Origin of the sequence: Campylobacter sp. BCW_4341, assembly GCF_001764255.1 — a bacterium.
GTDB classification, from domain to species: domain Bacteria; phylum Campylobacterota; class Campylobacteria; order Campylobacterales; family Campylobacteraceae; genus Campylobacter_D; species Campylobacter_D jejuni.
The window spans coordinates 129,481-144,485 of record NZ_MKAH01000052.1 but is presented as its reverse complement, the minus strand read 5'-3'; the positions used below and the strand labels follow the sequence as shown (position 1 = coordinate 144,485).

At 32.0% G+C, this 15,005-nt stretch carries 17 protein-coding genes; 6 read left to right on the top strand and 11 right to left on the bottom strand.

Going from position 1 to position 15,005, the window contains the following annotated elements:
* A partial coding sequence (locus AJN70_RS09960) for a DUF2920 family protein (protein WP_261670036.1) occupies positions 1-97 on the top strand: 97 nt, incomplete at its 5' end.
* Between the two features lie 13 nt (positions 98-110).
* Here the strand turns inward: AJN70_RS09960 and AJN70_RS09160 are convergent.
* Genes AJN70_RS09160 through dcd form a run of 10 tightly spaced genes read right to left on the bottom strand, consistent with a single transcriptional unit; the run spans position 111 to position 8,901 of the window.
* On the bottom strand, positions 111-332 hold the full coding sequence (locus AJN70_RS09160) for an acyl carrier protein (RefSeq protein WP_002786077.1): 222 nt from the start codon (positions 330-332) through the stop codon (positions 111-113).
* Positions 332-1,393 carry a beta-ketoacyl-ACP synthase III gene (locus AJN70_RS09155; protein WP_070295734.1) on the bottom strand — a complete coding sequence of 354 codons (1,062 nt, stop codon included), beginning with the start codon at positions 1,391-1,393 and terminating at the stop codon, positions 332-334. Before AJN70_RS09155 ends, AJN70_RS09160 begins: the two co-directional genes overlap by 1 nt.
* Positions 1,383-2,945 (bottom strand): HAD family hydrolase, encoded by a 1,563-nt coding sequence (locus AJN70_RS09150; RefSeq protein WP_070295733.1) that lies wholly within the window; start codon positions 2,943-2,945, stop codon positions 1,383-1,385. Before AJN70_RS09150 ends, AJN70_RS09155 begins: the two co-directional genes overlap by 11 nt.
* Positions 2,945-3,853 carry a class I SAM-dependent methyltransferase gene (locus AJN70_RS09145; protein WP_002788411.1) on the bottom strand — a complete coding sequence of 303 codons (909 nt, stop codon included), beginning with the start codon at positions 3,851-3,853 and terminating at the stop codon, positions 2,945-2,947. Before AJN70_RS09145 ends, AJN70_RS09150 begins: the two co-directional genes overlap by 1 nt.
* A complete protein-coding gene (locus tag AJN70_RS09140) occupies positions 3,847-4,071 on the bottom strand; it encodes an acyl carrier protein (protein ID WP_002793953.1) in 225 nt (74 codons plus the stop codon). Before AJN70_RS09140 ends, AJN70_RS09145 begins: the two co-directional genes overlap by 7 nt.
* Position 4,072: 1 nt before the next feature.
* A complete protein-coding gene (locus tag AJN70_RS09135) occupies positions 4,073-4,855 on the bottom strand; it encodes an AAC(3) family N-acetyltransferase (protein ID WP_070292653.1) in 783 nt (260 codons plus the stop codon).
* Positions 4,852-6,162 carry a DUF4910 domain-containing protein gene (locus AJN70_RS09130; protein ID WP_070295735.1) on the bottom strand — a complete coding sequence of 437 codons (1,311 nt, stop codon included), beginning with the start codon at positions 6,160-6,162 and terminating at the stop codon, positions 4,852-4,854. The genes AJN70_RS09135 and AJN70_RS09130 overlap by 4 nt, the downstream gene beginning before the upstream one ends.
* Positions 6,155-7,285, bottom strand: a complete 1,131-nt coding sequence (pseC, locus tag AJN70_RS09125; RefSeq protein WP_002861985.1) for a UDP-4-amino-4,6-dideoxy-N-acetyl-beta-L-altrosamine transaminase — start codon at positions 7,283-7,285, stop codon at positions 6,155-6,157. The genes AJN70_RS09130 and pseC overlap by 8 nt, the downstream gene beginning before the upstream one ends.
* A 1-nt stretch (position 7,286) precedes the next feature.
* The gene (pseB, locus tag AJN70_RS09120) at positions 7,287-8,291 is read right to left on the bottom strand and encodes a UDP-N-acetylglucosamine 4,6-dehydratase (inverting) (RefSeq protein ID WP_070295732.1); all 1,005 of its coding nucleotides are present in this window, start codon (positions 8,289-8,291) and stop codon (positions 7,287-7,289) included.
* Positions 8,292-8,340: 49 nt separating this feature from the next.
* On the bottom strand, positions 8,341-8,901 hold the full coding sequence (dcd, locus tag AJN70_RS09115; RefSeq protein WP_002861983.1) for a dCTP deaminase: 561 nt from the start codon (positions 8,899-8,901) through the stop codon (positions 8,341-8,343).
* 145 nt (positions 8,902-9,046) lie between these two features.
* On the opposite strand from dcd, the gene accB reads away from it, so the two are divergent.
* Positions 9,047-9,502 carry an acetyl-CoA carboxylase biotin carboxyl carrier protein gene (gene accB / locus AJN70_RS09110; RefSeq protein WP_002861982.1) on the top strand — a complete coding sequence of 152 codons (456 nt, stop codon included), beginning with the start codon at positions 9,047-9,049 and terminating at the stop codon, positions 9,500-9,502.
* A 1-nt stretch (position 9,503) separates the two neighbouring features.
* The gene (locus AJN70_RS09105; protein WP_002854112.1) at positions 9,504-10,835 is read left to right on the top strand and encodes an acetyl-CoA carboxylase biotin carboxylase subunit; all 1,332 of its coding nucleotides are present in this window, start codon (positions 9,504-9,506) and stop codon (positions 10,833-10,835) included.
* Positions 10,836-10,871: 36 nt separating this feature from the next.
* Here AJN70_RS09105 and salC read toward each other — a convergent pair whose 3' ends face one another.
* Positions 10,872-11,687, bottom strand: coding sequence for a peptidylprolyl isomerase SalC (salC, locus tag AJN70_RS09100; RefSeq protein WP_070295731.1), 816 nt, complete (start codon positions 11,685-11,687; stop codon positions 10,872-10,874).
* Between the two features lie 64 nt (positions 11,688-11,751).
* Here salC and gltX point away from each other — a divergent pair, with 64 nt between their 5' ends.
* The 3 genes from gltX to upp are packed head-to-tail and all read left to right on the top strand — an operon-like array spanning position 11,752 to position 15,003.
* The gene (gene gltX, locus AJN70_RS09095) at positions 11,752-13,143 is read left to right on the top strand and encodes a glutamate--tRNA ligase (RefSeq protein WP_044780588.1); all 1,392 of its coding nucleotides are present in this window, start codon (positions 11,752-11,754) and stop codon (positions 13,141-13,143) included.
* A 1-nt stretch (position 13,144) separates the two neighbouring features.
* Positions 13,145-14,380 carry a malic enzyme-like NAD(P)-binding protein gene (locus AJN70_RS09090; protein ID WP_070287542.1) on the top strand — a complete coding sequence of 412 codons (1,236 nt, stop codon included), beginning with the start codon at positions 13,145-13,147 and terminating at the stop codon, positions 14,378-14,380.
* Positions 14,377-15,003 carry a uracil phosphoribosyltransferase gene (gene upp, locus AJN70_RS09085; RefSeq protein ID WP_002861977.1) on the top strand — a complete coding sequence of 209 codons (627 nt, stop codon included), beginning with the start codon at positions 14,377-14,379 and terminating at the stop codon, positions 15,001-15,003. Before AJN70_RS09090 ends, upp begins: the two co-directional genes overlap by 4 nt.
* Positions 15,004-15,005 lie beyond the last annotated feature (2 nt).

Here is a 15,005-nt window from a genome sequence, read left to right as displayed (position 1 = left end):
TTTCATGCAAGAAAATTCCATCTCTTATCCTTGTGGAAATAAAGTGTTTACTTTTAAAGATGTGGGAGATAAATTTGAATTAACGATAAAAGATTAAAACCTTAAAGGTTTTAATCAAGCTTTGCTAAATCGATTAAATCACTCACTTTTTGACAATTTTTCAAGTCCTCGGCTGTGATTTTTAAAGCAAAAAGATTTTTATAAAGCACCATCACAGATACAAAAGCCAAACTATCCCACTCGTCTATATCATCAAGTAGCATATCTTCATTTAAGTCTTCATCTCTATGCATAGCTTCTTTAAGCTCTTCTAAAAATTCAGTTTTTGTCATTATTTCTCCTTTGTGTAAATTAAAATATCTTTTGTGTATAAATCCTTGAAATTTAGCACCGCACTTCCCCAGCTAAGCCCTGCACCAAAAGCACTTAAACTCGCTTTAAATTCTTTTGGAGTATCTAGTTCGCAAAGTAGAGCAGGTAGTGAACAAGCGCTTAAATTAGCGTATTTTTCCATGATGAAATTAGGAACTTTATCATCATTAAGTTTTAACTCTTCTTTAATACAATCAACCAAATACGCATTAGATTGATGAAAAAGATGAAAAGCAATGTCTTTTTCTTCTACCTTGGAAAATTCTAAAATTTCTTTAAAGCTTTTAGGTTCGCATTCTAAAGCCATATTAAAAATATTTGCTCCGTCCATGTAAAGATTTTCTAATTGTCTAAACTCCTCAGTTTGCATGAGCGAATCATCGTTAAAAATATCTGCTTTAGGTATTCTCATCGCACCTTTTGGAATGATGAGTTTATCAAAATGTCTTCCATCGCTTCCAAGTTCAAAAAAGGCTTCATTAAAATCCGTTTTTTCAATCAAAGTTGCGCTTACTCCATCGCCAAAAATAGGGGCTAAATTCATATTTTTAGGATGGATGAATTTGCTTAAAGTATCCCCACAAATGAGTAAAATTTTACCTAAGCCACTTTGTATTAAAGAATGAGCGACAAATAAGCCGTATAAATACCCTGCACAAGCTTGTCCTAAATCAAAAGCTATGGTTTTAGAGCTTAAATTTAAAAGCTGATGCAAATAACAAGCCGTAGAAGGCATGAAAAAATCAGGACTTTGAGTTACTACGATGAGTGCATCAAGGCTATTTTTATCTATATTTAAACCTTGTAAAAGTGTATTGGCTGCGTGTTTTCCAAGATCGCTTACACAAGTGTTTTCATCGCAAATATAACGCGTGTTTAAACCTATGACTTTTTTCATTCTTTTAAGGGTTTTGATATCGTTTGAAAAAACGCTTTCTAACTCATCATCAATGCAAATTTTATGTTCAGGTATGCTTACGCAAATGCCTGAAATTTTGGCTTTATCAAATCTAGTTTTCATGGATTATAAGTCCTTTAAAATTTAAATTTTGAAATGAAACAAGGGCTGAGTTTTTTTCAATTTCTTTAGAAATTTGTTCTAAAAAGCTTAAAAATGGCATATTTCTTTCGCCTTTTTGATAATAAAGCCTTGCATTATTGTTTTTAAGATCAAAGAAATTTAAAGCTAGTTCAAAGGCTTTAAAAAACATTCGAGTTTCAAGTTTTCTACCTAAAGCTCTGCAAGAAATGCAAAGATCATTGATAAATAATTTTCCTTCTTTGCAAGAAAAAACAAAAATAGCGATAATCCCACTATCGCTTAATTTATCACTCATGCTCACACTTACAATGAGCTCTTTTTGCATGTGTTGTGCGACTTTTTCTTGATTTAAGCGTGTGTAATTAGCGATAAATTGATTAGTTTTGCCTAAAAGTTCGCTAATGCGAGGGATATTTTGCAGATCATTTTTGCTAAAATCTAAGCTGATTTCAAGATTTTGAAAATATTCTTCATCGCTTAAACTTTTAAGCTCGTCTCTTAAAGCATTGGCTGCTATATCTTTGGCACGAATTTGATCTTCTTTGGTATTTGAAAGTTTTAAAAGATTAGGAAAAAGCTTGATTTTATAAAGTATATTTTCATCGCATAAAAGTGTTTTAACACCTGTAAATTTGGTATTTTCAAGCTCGGCGATATTATCATCTATAAAAAGCATAGCGTTAGTATTTATATTAAATTTTTTAGCAATTTTTAAGATATTTTCACCTTTTGACTCCCAATTGATCATTCTAGCATCAAAATCATCCCATTGTAAGATGAAATCTTTCCTTATTTCAAAAAGTTTTTTTGCGTCTTTTTCTTCATTTTTTGAAGCTAGGGCAAGTAAAAACCCTTGTTTTTTAAAAGTTTTAATTTTTTCTTGTAAGGTTTTGTGCAAAGGACTTAAATTAAGATTATCTATACCCTCTTCACCTAAAATTCCTTGATACAAGGTATTATCAAGATCAAGTACAAGAGCTTTAAGAGCGGGTTTTACAAGTGCAGGGATGAGACTAAGTCCTAAAATTTGTGCTAAAAAAATCAAGGCTTTATTATTAAGCTTAGAGCCTGTAAGTTCTTCTTTAGCTAAGTCTAAAATATCTTTTTCATCAAAATACTCTTTTATGAGTTTTTCTATGTTCAAAATTTCACAATTTAAAATTTTTTTATCTGTTTTAAATTCTCCTAAACTAAGAACTAAAATAGGGTTTTGTGAAATTTTTCTTAGTTCTAAAAGTCTTTCTTCTATAAAATTTTGCACATTATTTTTATAGCGGGTTAAATCTAGCCATAAAAGTTCTAAACTAGCTTCTTTAAAGTTATCAAAACTCAAGCTATCATCATAAGAGCTGAAATTAAACTCAGCTCTTAAATTAGCAAAATGTAAAAAAGGAGCAATGATGCTTTGCACTCCTTCAAAAGCATGATTTCTATGGATATTAATAAGAAGATCTTGACTTTTACTAAAGTCTAACTCTTTGGCAAATTTTATAAGCTCATTGCGTTTTAAATGAGGTGAAAAAAGATTCATTATTTTTCCAAAACCACTGCCATAACAATGGCATTTTTTGTTTTTAATGCTTTTTCTAAAGAATAATTATTTGCCATAAAATATTCGCATTCTTTGATTTTTAAACCTGCATTTTTAAGCAAATCTTTAACTTCATCAGGATGGGAAAATAAATAAATATGGTCAATAGCAGGAGCGTTGATAGGGATGGTTGCAAAAATTTCTCCACCATCATTCAGTAAAGTTTTTACATCTTTCATAAACTGTAAAGGTTGTTCTACATGCTCCAAGACTTCTCCCATTACAACTAAATCTGCTTTATTGTTGAAATTGCATTTAGTGAAATCTTTACATATAAAATCACATTTAAAATTATTTTGATTAATTGCTCCAAATTGATTTTCTACCATATCTTTGCTCATTTGACAACTTATAGGAGAAATATCTATTCCATAATATTCTATAAATTTTTGACTTCTTAGTGCTTTAACAAAAAATTCTCCATGACCAGGACCGATTTCAAGATAAGTGCTTTTTCGATCTTGTTTTTTATCTATATATTTAGCAAAATATCTTCTAACTTCAATATGAGCATTCCAAATAAAAGAAGATATAGCAAGTCCCACCATGTATTGCTTCATATAATTTTCATTGAAATATACCATATTTTTTACTTCTGCTAAAGTGCTATATCTATATTTTCCAAATTCTATAAAATATTTAGTTTCTTCTAGAGTGTCATTGAGTACAACTATATAACTTTTAGCTTGTTCTTCTAGATTGATGTTTAATGTATCTTTATAATAGATGATAAGTTTTTCTAAATCATTATATTCTTCATCTGAAAGTTGCAATCCATCTAAACATTTTTTATGTAAAGCATTTTTTTCTTCTATGAGTTTAAATAGTTTTTTAGTATTTTTTAACATAATTTCTCCTTAATAGCTTTTAAAAGTTCATTTTGAGATTTTAGCTGACTTAATTCATCTTTGCTAAATTTGATTTCAAATTCTTCTTCTAAACTCATGATGATATCAATATGAGCTAAAGAAGTCCAGTTCTTGCAGTTTTCCATGCTTAAATTTGTATTTTCATCTACTTTGGTTTCAAGTATATTCTCTAAAATTTCATAAAATTGTTTTTCCATGTTATTCCTGTAATATAAAAATGTTTTTATTTTCAATTAAAGCATTTTTTATTGCTTGTTTGTATTCTTTTGCATTAAATAAATATATAGTCGCACCCCCGAAATTATTATATTTAAAATTTTTGGTTTGTTTTGTAATATAATTTATATTATCAACATTTGGTAAAGAATTTCTATCCAAATATCTTACATAAAATTTTATATTTGTATTATAACTAATTTTTTGCTCATCTATTAGTGTGCCTTTAAAATTTTTAAAATATCTATATTCCACTTGACACTCTTCTTCGATATGATGTGTTAAAGTATGTCCAGTTGTAGTGCCAAAAAGCATATATTTTCCATTCTCTTTAGTTAAAACCTCATAAACACAATTTTCCCCAAAACAACTTGTTGTATCTTTTAAAAATAATTCTTCTTTTGCTCCTTTTATAGCAAAAGAAAATATAGGATCGTTTGTGCGTTTTACTCCTGTTTGTTTGCGAAAATATTCATTTAATGCTCCCATTTTTGTTTTGGAATTTATTTTGTCATAAACTTCATTTTTGCAAAAACTATAAGTAAAAGTTGGCATGATCAAAGTGCCTTCTTTGCCTATAACTTCAAAAAAGCAATTGAGTATAGTCTGTAAAAATTCATTTCTAGAAAGCAAAGGTATGCCAAAGTTAAAAAGTTCTGTATGTACGCATAAAATATCGCCTCTTTTTATACCTAGTTGATAAAAAGCATCTATTAAATCTTTATCGGAGTATTTTTTGCCATTGTGTTCTAAAAAATATTTCATTTTACTAGTCCATAAAATTTTATTTTTTCCAAAAGTTCTTTAAATTCATAAGCTTGCATATTTAAGATATTGGCTATATCGATGATATCATTCTCTCCGTCACAGTAAGCTAGAAAATTACAAGCCAAAGGAATGTCATTGGCAGTACTAAGGGTATGATATAGTCCTCTTTTGCCAAGATTGGGTTCGCATACTATGGTGTTTTCATATACGGCGTTGATTTCTAGATTTAAAATCATTTCTTGCATACTTTGAAGTCCACCCATTAAACCTTTTTCAGAGATAAAATTGAGATCGTCTTTTGAGTTATGATATCCATCATAGTCACCGTATCTTGTGTGACATACTCCTACTATGCCAAGATTTACAAGCGGAGCATTGTATTGCCTTTCATCGCTTCCACGATCTAAAAAACTAAAAGCTTTGAAATTTTCTTTATTTTTAAGCGTATGCAGTGCAACTTTATCGCTTAGAGTATTTTCTTTAGGTGTGTGTATGAGTGAGTAAGCATGATCATCGCCTAAGCAAGAAAGCACAAAGCCTGCTTTAACATGTTTTTTTAAATGTTCTAAATGTTTACTAAGATAGACTATAGAGCCTATGGTTTCAGGGATGATGACAAAGCGGTAATTATATTTTCTTTCTTTTAAACTCAAAAGCCATTTTGCTAGGAAAATAGCCACCACAGGGCCACTAAGCTCGTTATTTGCCATGGAAGGATGACAAAGATAGGTTGAAATTAAAATTTCATCTTTTGAATTTTGCGTACTAGGTAGGATAAAATCAGCATAGTCTAAAACCCCATTTTCATCATGTTTTGCATCGATATAAACTTTGTATTTGCCTTTTTTAAGTTTTTTTCTTTCATTATGCGTGAGACAAAATCCCCAACGCCTTTTGTAATAACTCGTTACATAAGGAATAGCATCGGGCATTTCTTCTATGGAGTAAAGATGATCTTGAAGTTCTTCTAGTTCGATTTCTTTATCGATAGCTTCGCTATAGTTTAGAAGGTGTAGATTATGCTTTTTAAAATCACAAATTTTTTCTCCTTCTGGAGTGATGATATAGGCTTCTTTGGCGTTCCATTCATCAGGGACTATCCAGTCAAAAACCTTTGTACCACTTTTTATAGAGTGAAATTTGAGTATCCCCCCCCCGCCCAGAGTTTTATTTAAAATTTCTAAGCTATCTCTAAAACCTTGCCCTGTGATACTTCTAGGGATAGGAAAAAGTTCACAAGCTAGTTCATACATAGCCTTTCCAGTTTGGCTAAAATCTTGACTTCTAAAGTCTAGCTTATCCACAATATCCCTTTTTAACTTTTTCAAGAATGCTAAATAAAGTATCTTTTACAAATTTTGCATCCTTTAGATTCATTTCTTGATGACAAGGTATGCTAAGCTCGGCTTTGTAAAAATTATCCGCATTTTGAAGTTTTATTTCTCCTAAGAGTTTTTTATAAAAACTAAACTCATAAGTAGGTTTGTAATGCACCTGTACACCAATTCCTGCATGAAGTAAGCTTTCAAAAAGTTCTTCTTTTTGACAATAAAATTCAGGAAAAAGCAAAATAGGATATAAATGTCTCGAGCTTTTTTTATAATCTTTGATTTTTATCGTGGAGAAATACGGATTTCTTTCAAATTCCTTATCATAAAAACTTGCGATTTCTTCTCTTTTTTTAAGATTGTGATCGAGTTTTTTAAGCTGGTTTATCCCTAAAGCACAAGCAACATCGCTTAAGCGGTAATTATAGCCAAGTTCTACCATATCGCTATCCCAAAGCCTTTTTTTAATTATGCCATGGCTTCTTAAAAGCTTGATTTTAGCGACAAGCTCTTCATTATCACTCACCACAGCCCCACCTTCAAAGGTGGTAATAGGCTTAACAGGGTGAAAAGAAAAGATAGAAAGATCAGCTTTTTTTCCTACTTTTTCACTTTTATACAAAGCGCCTAAAGCATGACTTGCATCATCGATTAAAGGGATATTGTATTTTTTAGCAAGGTTTGAAATTTCATCCATTTCAACGCTATTACCCGCAAAATCCACTACGCTAATAGCTCCTATATTTTCGCTATCTTTTAAAAGTCTTGCTTCTAGTTTTTTTTCATCGATATTGCCATCGTTTTTAATGTCGATAAACTCTACCTTAGCCCCAGCCATTAAGGCTGCATTAGCCGTAGCAGCGAAGGTTAAAGGAGTGGTTAAAACGATTTTTTCTTTGACACCTAGTGCTGTGTAAGCAAGATGAAGGGCTGAAGTAGCTGAGTTTAATACACAAGCGTGTTTTACGCCCACATATTCACAAAGGGCTTCTTCAAATTCATCTACCTTTTTACCCCCTGTTAAAATTTCATCTTTTAGGGCTTTTATAAGTGTATCTATATCGCTTTGATCGATGTTTTGATGAGAATAAGTAAGCATTTTAAAAACCTTCAGTGTGATTGATGATTTCTAAAAGTTCTTTTTCGCTTGCCCATAAAGGATTATTATCCGAGCTATAAGAAAAACCATCTTTTACTTTTTGCCCTTTTTCGCCTAGGGCATTAATGCTAAAGTCATTATCTTTATCCACAAGTTTAATACTCGGGCTTATAGCATAGTAGTTTTCAAATTCGTAGGTTAAATGACTATCATCGCTTGAAATCATGATTTCATGTAATTTTTCTCCTGCTCTTATACCTATGATTTTATGGCTTAAATGAGGAGCTAAAGCATGGGCTAGATCGGTGATTTTCATAGAAGGAATTTTAGGGATGAAAATTTCTCCTCCATGCATTCTTTCAAAATTACTCAGCACAAATTTCACTCCATCTTCAAGGCTGATCCAAAAACGAGTCATTCTTGTATCGGTGATAGGAAGTTCTTTAGCTCCTTCGCTGATGAGTTTTTTAAAGAAAGGCACTACTGAACCTCTTGAACCTACAACATTGCCATATCTTGTAACACCAAAGCGTGTTTGTTTGTTGCCTGCTATATTGTTTGCAGCGACAAAAAGTTTGTCGCTTGCAAGTTTAGTTGCACCGTATAAATTTACAGGATTGCAAGCCTTATCTGTACTAAGAGCGATACATTTTTTAACTCCATTTTCAAAACAAGCGTCGATGACATTTTGCGCACCGTGTATGTTTGTTTTTATACATTCCATAGGGTTATATTCAGCAATAGGCACATGCTTCATCGCAGCAGCATGTATAACAAAATCCACATCACGCATAGCAACACTTAAACGCTCTTTATCTCTTACATCTCCTATGAAATAACGCATACAAGGAGCGTTAAAAACGCTTGCCATTTCAAATTGTTTAAGCTCATCACGAGAATAAATGATGATTTTATTAGGTTTATAATTTTCTAGCAAAACCTTAGTATAGGTTTTTCCAAAAGAGCCTGTTCCGCCTGTGATTAAGATATTTTTTTTGTTAAACATTTTGCCTTCCTTTGCTTAAGTTTTTTTAAAATTAAAGCAACAAGTGTTCCTATTTTAAAATTCTTGGCAAGGTTATGCCAGTTTGGGCTTGATACTTGCCTTTTTTGTCTTTATAAGTGGTATCACATTTTTCATCGCCTTGTAAAAACAACACTTGTGCTATGCCTTCATTGGCATAAATTTTTGCAGGTAAAGGTGTAGTGTTTGAAATCTCTATAGTGATATGTCCTTCAAAACCTGGTTCAAAAGGAGTAACATTGACGATGATACCACATCTTGCATAAGTGCTTTTGCCAAGACAAATAGCTAAAACATCATCAGGCATTTTAAAATACTCTATAGTTCTAGCTAGGGCAAAAGAATTTGCAGGAACTATACATACATCACCTTCAAAATCTACTACATTTTCTTCTACGAAATTTTTTGGATCTACTACGGTTGAATTAACATTGGTAAAAATTTTAAACTCACGCCCTACGCGTATATCGTAGCCATAACTTGAAAGTCCATAGCTTATTACTCCTTTTCCTATATTTGCTTCGCAAAATGGCTCGATCATCTTGTATTCTAATGCCATTTTTCTTATCCAGTTATCTGCTTTTAAGCCCATTTTTAACCTTTTAATATTTGTAATTTTTTATAAGGATTATAACCTAAAAAATCTATATTTTTTATGATTTTTTTCTTTTTTAAAGTTAAATTTTAAGTTTTTTTATATAATACAAGATTAAGTTCTTAAATTTTAGGAGAATTTTATGACAAAAGAAGAAATTAAAGAGTTAGTAAACCTTTTTGCTGAAGCAAATATTAGTAAAATTAAGATCAAAGAACAAGATGGTTTTGAAATAGAACTTGAAAGAGATATGTGTTGCGATGTTCCAGCTCCTGTTTGTCCTCCAGTTCCAGCTCCACAACCTATCAATGTAAGTGTTGTAAATGAAGCTCAACCTAGCCAAAATGCAAAATCAAACAAGCCAAGTATAAACAGCCCTATGGTGGGAACTTTCTATCAAGCTCCAAGCCCAGGTGCAGCACCTTTTGTAAAAGTGGGTAGCACGGTTAAAAAAGGCGATACTATAGCTATTATCGAAGCGATGAAAATCATGAATGAAATTGAAGCGGAATTTGATTGCAGGATCGCTGAAATTTTAGTTGCTGATGGTCAGCCTGTAGAATTTGGAATGCCTTTATTTGCGGTGGAGAAATTATAAAATGGAAATTAAAAGCATATTAATTGCTAATCGTGGAGAAATAGCACTACGCGCTTTAAGAACGATTAAAGAAATGGGTAAAAAAGCAATTTGTGTGTATTCTGAAGCAGATAAAGATGCTTTATATTTAAAATACGCTGATGCAAGCATTTGTATAGGAAAAGCAAGAAGTTCTGAAAGTTATTTAAATATCCCAGCTATTATTACAGCAGCTGAAATTGCTGAAGCAGATGCGATTTTTCCAGGATATGGATTTTTAAGTGAAAATCAAAATTTTGTTGAAATTTGTGCTAAACATAACATCAAATTTATAGGTCCTTCTGTAGAAGCTATGAATTTAATGAGTGATAAATCAAAAGCTAAACAAGTAATGCAAAGAGCAGGTGTGCCTGTAATCCCAGGAAGCGATGGGGCTTTAGCAGGAGCTGAAGCAGCTAAAAAACTTGCTAAAGAAATAGGCTATCCTGTGATTTTAAAAGCAGCTGCTGGCGGTGGCGGCCGTGGCATGCGTGTGGTGGAAAATGAAAAAGATCTTGAAAAAGCGTATTGGTCAGCTGAAAGCGAGGCTATGACAGCTTTTGGTGATGGAACTATGTATATGGAAAAATACATTCAAAATCCACGCCATATAGAAGTGCAGGTTATAGGAGATAGTTTTGGTAATGTGATTCATGTGGGTGAAAGAGATTGTTCTATGCAAAGACGCCATCAAAAACTTATCGAAGAATCTCCCGCGATTTTGCTTGATGAAAAAACACGCACTAGGCTTCATGAAACTGCTATTAAGGCAGCCAAAGCTATAGGATATGAAGGTGCGGGAACTTTTGAGTTTTTAGTTGATAAAAATTTAGACTTTTATTTTATAGAAATGAATACACGTTTGCAAGTTGAACACTGTGTAAGTGAAATGGTAAGTGGGATTGATATCATAGAACAAATGATTAAGGTAGCAGAAGGTTATGCCTTACCATCTCAAGAAAGTATTAAATTAAATGGGCATTCTATAGAGTGTAGAATCACGGCAGAAGATTCTAAAACTTTCTTGCCAAGTCCAGGCAAGATTACTAAATACATTCCACCCGCAGGACGCAATGTCAGAATGGAAAGTCATTGTTATCAAGACTATAGCGTGCCCCCTTATTATGATTCTATGATAGGTAAGCTTGTAGTTTGGGCAGAAGATCGCAATAAAGCTATTGCAAAAATGAAAGTAGCTTTAGATGAGTTACTTATAAGTGGGATAAAAACAACCAAAGATTTCCATCTTTCTATGATGGAAAATCCTGATTTTATTAACAATAACTACGATACAAATTATCTTGCAAGACATTAAAATTTCCCTATTAAAGGGAAATTTTAATTGTAGTTTTTATCTTAAATATTCTATATTGATTTTAGAGCGGAGTTTATCAAAATAATCCTGTATGAAATTTTGTCTTTGTTCGCTTACATAAGCGTTTAAAACTTCATTTTTAACTTGCTCATATTCAGGAGTTTGTGCTCCATCTTTGCTTTTAACTTCATAAAGTTCATAGCCATTTTTTCCATTTAAAACAGGGGAAAAGCCTCCAACAGGAATTTGCGATAAAAGCCCTAAAAGTCTTGGATCGGCATTGCTTGTGTTTAAAGATGCATTTTGTGGTTTAAGGATTGTTTTTTTTGTATTTTTGATATTTTCTAAAGTTTGAGGATTGTTTGATAAATAAATATTTACATTAATTTGTGTATAAAAAGTGAATTTATCTTTATTTTGTTCGAAAAATTTTTTTGCTCCATCATCACTAAAATCAGTTTTTGCCATACTTACGATTTTTTCATAAAGCTTTCTTTTTTCTAAATCTTTTTTTAAATTTGCACGAAATTGTTCATAGCTTTGATTTTTGGATTTTAAATTTGCTTTGAAAGCATTTAAAGTAGTTTTGTTTTGAGCAAGCATTTTATTTATAGCATCGTCAAGCTCTAGTTCATTGACTACAATACCCAGTTGTTTCATTTGTGAAATTTCCATTTTTTCATTGATGAGTATGCCTAAAGCTTTATTTCTATCAATTTTAAGTGCTTTCATAGTTTGATCTATATCATAAGTCGTGATAGGCTCTTTGTCTACAATTACAGCTATAGCATTAATGGTATTTGCACTAGCTAAACTTGCAAAAAATGCAAAACTTAATAAAATTTTTTTCATTTCAAACCTTTATTTAAGTATAAATATCGCATTATATCAATAAAAATTTAAGAAAAGGCAAAAAATGCACGAAAAACTTACAACGCGTTTTGCTCCAAGCCCAACAGGGTATTTGCACATAGGTGGACTTAGAACAGCTCTTTATAATTATTTATACGCTAGAAAAAATGGTGGAAATTTTTTACTTCGTATTGAAGATACGGATTTAAAAAGAAATTCCAAAGAAGCTACTAAAGCAATTATCGAAGCTTTTAAATGGTGCGGTTTAGAACATGATGGAGAAGTAACTTACCAATCAGAGCGTTTTGATCTTTATAAAGAATATGTCAAAAAGCTTTTAGATGAAGACAAGGCGTATTATTGTTATATGAGTAAAGAAGAATTAGAAGAATTACGCGCCAAGCAAGAAGCCGCCAAAGAGCGCCCAAGATATGATGGAAGATATAGAGAATTTAAAGGCACGCCACCTCAGGGTATAGAACCTGTTGTGCGTATTAAAGCACCTCAAAGCGGCGAGATTATTTTTGAAGATGGGATTAAAGGCGAGGTAAAATTTAAAGCAGAGGATATAATGGATGATTTTATCATTGCAAGAAGTGATGGAACTCCAACTTATAATTTTACTGTTGTTATTGATGATGCTTTAATGGGAGTAAGTGATGTGATTCGTGGGGATGATCATCTTTCAAATACTCCTAAACAAATTGTACTTTATGAAGCATTGGGTTTTAAAATTCCTAAATTTTTTCATGTGGCTATGATACATGGAGAAGATGGTAAAAAGCTTTCAAAAAGACATGGGGCAACTGATGTTATGGAATACAAAGAAATGGGAATTTTACCTCAAGCTTTGCTTAATTTTCTTGTGCGTTTAGGTTGGAGTCATGGTGATGATGAGGTATTTTCGCTAGAAGATTTGAAAAAACTTTTTGATCCTTATCATATTAATAAAAGCGCATCTTGTTATAATGCTAAAAAGCTTGAATGGCTTAATACTCATTATATTAAAACTTTACCTTTTGAAGAGATTAACCGTCAGCTTAAAGATCTTGGTTTTGATTTATCTGTTTATGAAAAGGCAGGATTTTTACTTGATTTATTAAGAGAGCGTGCAAAAACCTTGCATGATATTATCAATGGTGCAAAAAGCATAGTTAATACGCCGCAAAATTATGATGAAAATGCAGTGCAAAAATTTGTTAACGAAAATAATTTAGAATTGCTCCAAGCATTTGCTAATACACTTAAAGATCAAAAAACAGGTAAAGATTTTGAAGATTTTACAAATGATTTTTTAGAAAAAAAAGAAGCAAAGTTAAAAGATTTGGCTCAGCCTATACGCATAGCTTTAACAGGGAGTGCGGTAAGTCCTAGTATTTTTGAAGTATTAGAATTTTTAGGGGTTGATGAGTGTAAAAAAAGAATAGAAAATTTTTTAAAAGTTAGAGGAAAATAAAATGAATTTAAAAGAAGAAGCTTTAAAATACCATTTAGGTGGGAAAATTGATATTGTGCCAAGTAAGCCAATGGCTACAAGTTATGATCTATCTTTGGCGTATAGCCCAGGAGTTGCAGAACCTTGCCTTGAAATCGCTAAAGATAATGAGCTTGCTTATACTTATACAAATAAGGCTAATTTGGTAGCTATAGTTAGCGATGGTTCTGCTGTTTTAGGACTTGGAAACATAGGAGCACAGGCTTCAAAACCTGTTATGGAAGGTAAGGCTTGTTTGTTTAAAAAATTTGCAAATGTTAATGCTTATGATATAGAAATTGATGTTCATAGTGTGGAAGAGATTGTAAATTTTTGCAAAGCTTTGGCTCCGACTGTGGGTGGGATAAATTTAGAAGATATAGCTGCTCCAAAATGTTTTGAAATTGAAGCGGCTTTACAAGATTTAGGAATTCCTGTAATGCATGATGATCAGCATGGAACGGCTATTATTTCAACTGCGGGACTTATGAATGCTATGGAGATAAGCGGTAAAAAATTTAAAGACATTAAGGTGGTTGTAAGTGGCGCAGGTGCCGCAGGTATAGCAAGCGCTAAGATGTATAGAAATTTAGGGGTCGAAAATATTATTTTAGTAGATAGCAAAGGTGTTGTTTCTAAGGATAGAAATGATTTAACTCCTCAAAAGCTTGAATTTGCTGTTGATTCTAAGGAAAAGACTTTAAAAGAAGTTTTAAAAGGAGCTGATGTTTTCCTAGGACTTAGTGCGCCAAAAATTCTTGATGATGAAATGGTTTTAAGTATGGCAAAAGATCCTGTAATTTTTGCTTTGGCAAATCCTATCCCTGAAGTGATGCCTGAAGATGTGGCTAGACTTAGAAAAGATGCGATTGTAGGAACAGGAAGAAGTGATTATCCAAATCAAATCAATAATGTTTTAGGTTTTCCTTTTATTTTTCGCGGGGCTTTAGATGTGCGTGCAAGTAAAATCACTGAAAATATGAAAGTAGCTGCTGCTAAAGCATTAGCAGATCTTGCAAAACTTCCTGTAAGTGATGCGGTTAAAAAGGCTTATAATTTAAGCGCTTTAGAATTTGGAAGAGATTATGTCATACCAAAACCTTTTGATGAAAGAGTAAAAGCTGCAGTAAGTACAGCTGTAGCAGCAGTTGCGGTAAAAGATGGTGTGGCTAAGGTAAAAAATTTTAACGAGAAAGCTTATTTTGAAAGCTTAAAATGAAAAATATTCATTGTATCAATCATCCATTGATCGAACATAAATTAGGAATTTTAAGGGCTAAAGAGACAAAGCCCTTTCAATTTCGCATGTTAATCGATGAAATTTCATCTTTTTTACTTTTTGAAGCGAGTAAAGATTTTTCTTTAAAAGAAATTGAAATTTCAACACCTATACAAAAAACTACAGTAAAAAAACTTGATGAAAAAATTATGATTTGCCCTATTTTAAGAGCTGCATTAGGAATGCTTGAAAGTGTTTTTAAGATGATTCCTGATGCAAGTGTTGGATTTTTGGGATTTGTAAGAAATGAAGAAACTTTAAAGGCGGATTTTTATTTTCAAAAACTTCCCAAAGATGCAAAACAACGCACCGCTATTGTCATAGATCCTATGTTTGCTACAGGTGGAACTGCTATAGAGGCTTGTAATTTTTTAAAAAGCCAAGGAGTTAAAAAAATAAAATTTATATCCATACTTGCTACTCCACAAGGTTTGCAAAAATTTAGCCAAATGCATGATGATGTAGAAGTTTTTGTGGCTTGTATTGATGAAGGTTTAAATGAAAAAGGTTATATTATACCAGGACTTGGAGATGCAGGAGATAGAGTGTTTAACACTCTTTAAAA

Coding starts and splice junctions, on each gene's coding strand:
- AJN70_RS09160 (WP_002786077.1), bottom strand. CDS start 332: ATGACAAAAACTGAATTTTTAGAAGAGCTTAAAGAAGCTATGCATAGA.
- AJN70_RS09155 (WP_070295734.1), bottom strand. CDS start 1,393: ATGAAAACTAGATTTGATAAAGCCAAAATTTCAGGCATTTGCGTAAGC.
- AJN70_RS09150 (WP_070295733.1), bottom strand. CDS start 2,945: ATGAATCTTTTTTCACCTCATTTAAAACGCAATGAGCTTATAAAATTT.
- AJN70_RS09145 (WP_002788411.1), bottom strand. CDS start 3,853: ATGTTAAAAAATACTAAAAAACTATTTAAACTCATAGAAGAAAAAAAT.
- AJN70_RS09140 (WP_002793953.1), bottom strand. CDS start 4,071: ATGGAAAAACAATTTTATGAAATTTTAGAGAATATACTTGAAACCAAA.
- AJN70_RS09135 (WP_070292653.1), bottom strand. CDS start 4,855: ATGAAATATTTTTTAGAACACAATGGCAAAAAATACTCCGATAAAGAT.
- pseC (WP_002861985.1), bottom strand. CDS start 7,285: ATGCTTACTTATTCTCATCAAAACATCGATCAAAGCGATATAGATACA.
- pseB (WP_070295732.1), bottom strand. CDS start 8,291: ATGTTTAACAAAAAAAATATCTTAATCACAGGCGGAACAGGCTCTTTT.
- dcd (WP_002861983.1), bottom strand. CDS start 8,901: ATGGGCTTAAAAGCAGATAACTGGATAAGAAAAATGGCATTAGAATAC.
- accB (WP_002861982.1), top strand. CDS start 9,047: ATGACAAAAGAAGAAATTAAAGAGTTAGTAAACCTTTTTGCTGAAGCA.
- AJN70_RS09105 (WP_002854112.1), top strand. CDS start 9,504: ATGGAAATTAAAAGCATATTAATTGCTAATCGTGGAGAAATAGCACTA.
- salC (WP_070295731.1), bottom strand. CDS start 11,687: ATGAAAAAAATTTTATTAAGTTTTGCATTTTTTGCAAGTTTAGCTAGT.
- gltX (WP_044780588.1), top strand. CDS start 11,752: ATGCACGAAAAACTTACAACGCGTTTTGCTCCAAGCCCAACAGGGTAT.
- AJN70_RS09090 (WP_070287542.1), top strand. CDS start 13,145: ATGAATTTAAAAGAAGAAGCTTTAAAATACCATTTAGGTGGGAAAATT.
- upp (WP_002861977.1), top strand. CDS start 14,377: ATGAAAAATATTCATTGTATCAATCATCCATTGATCGAACATAAATTA.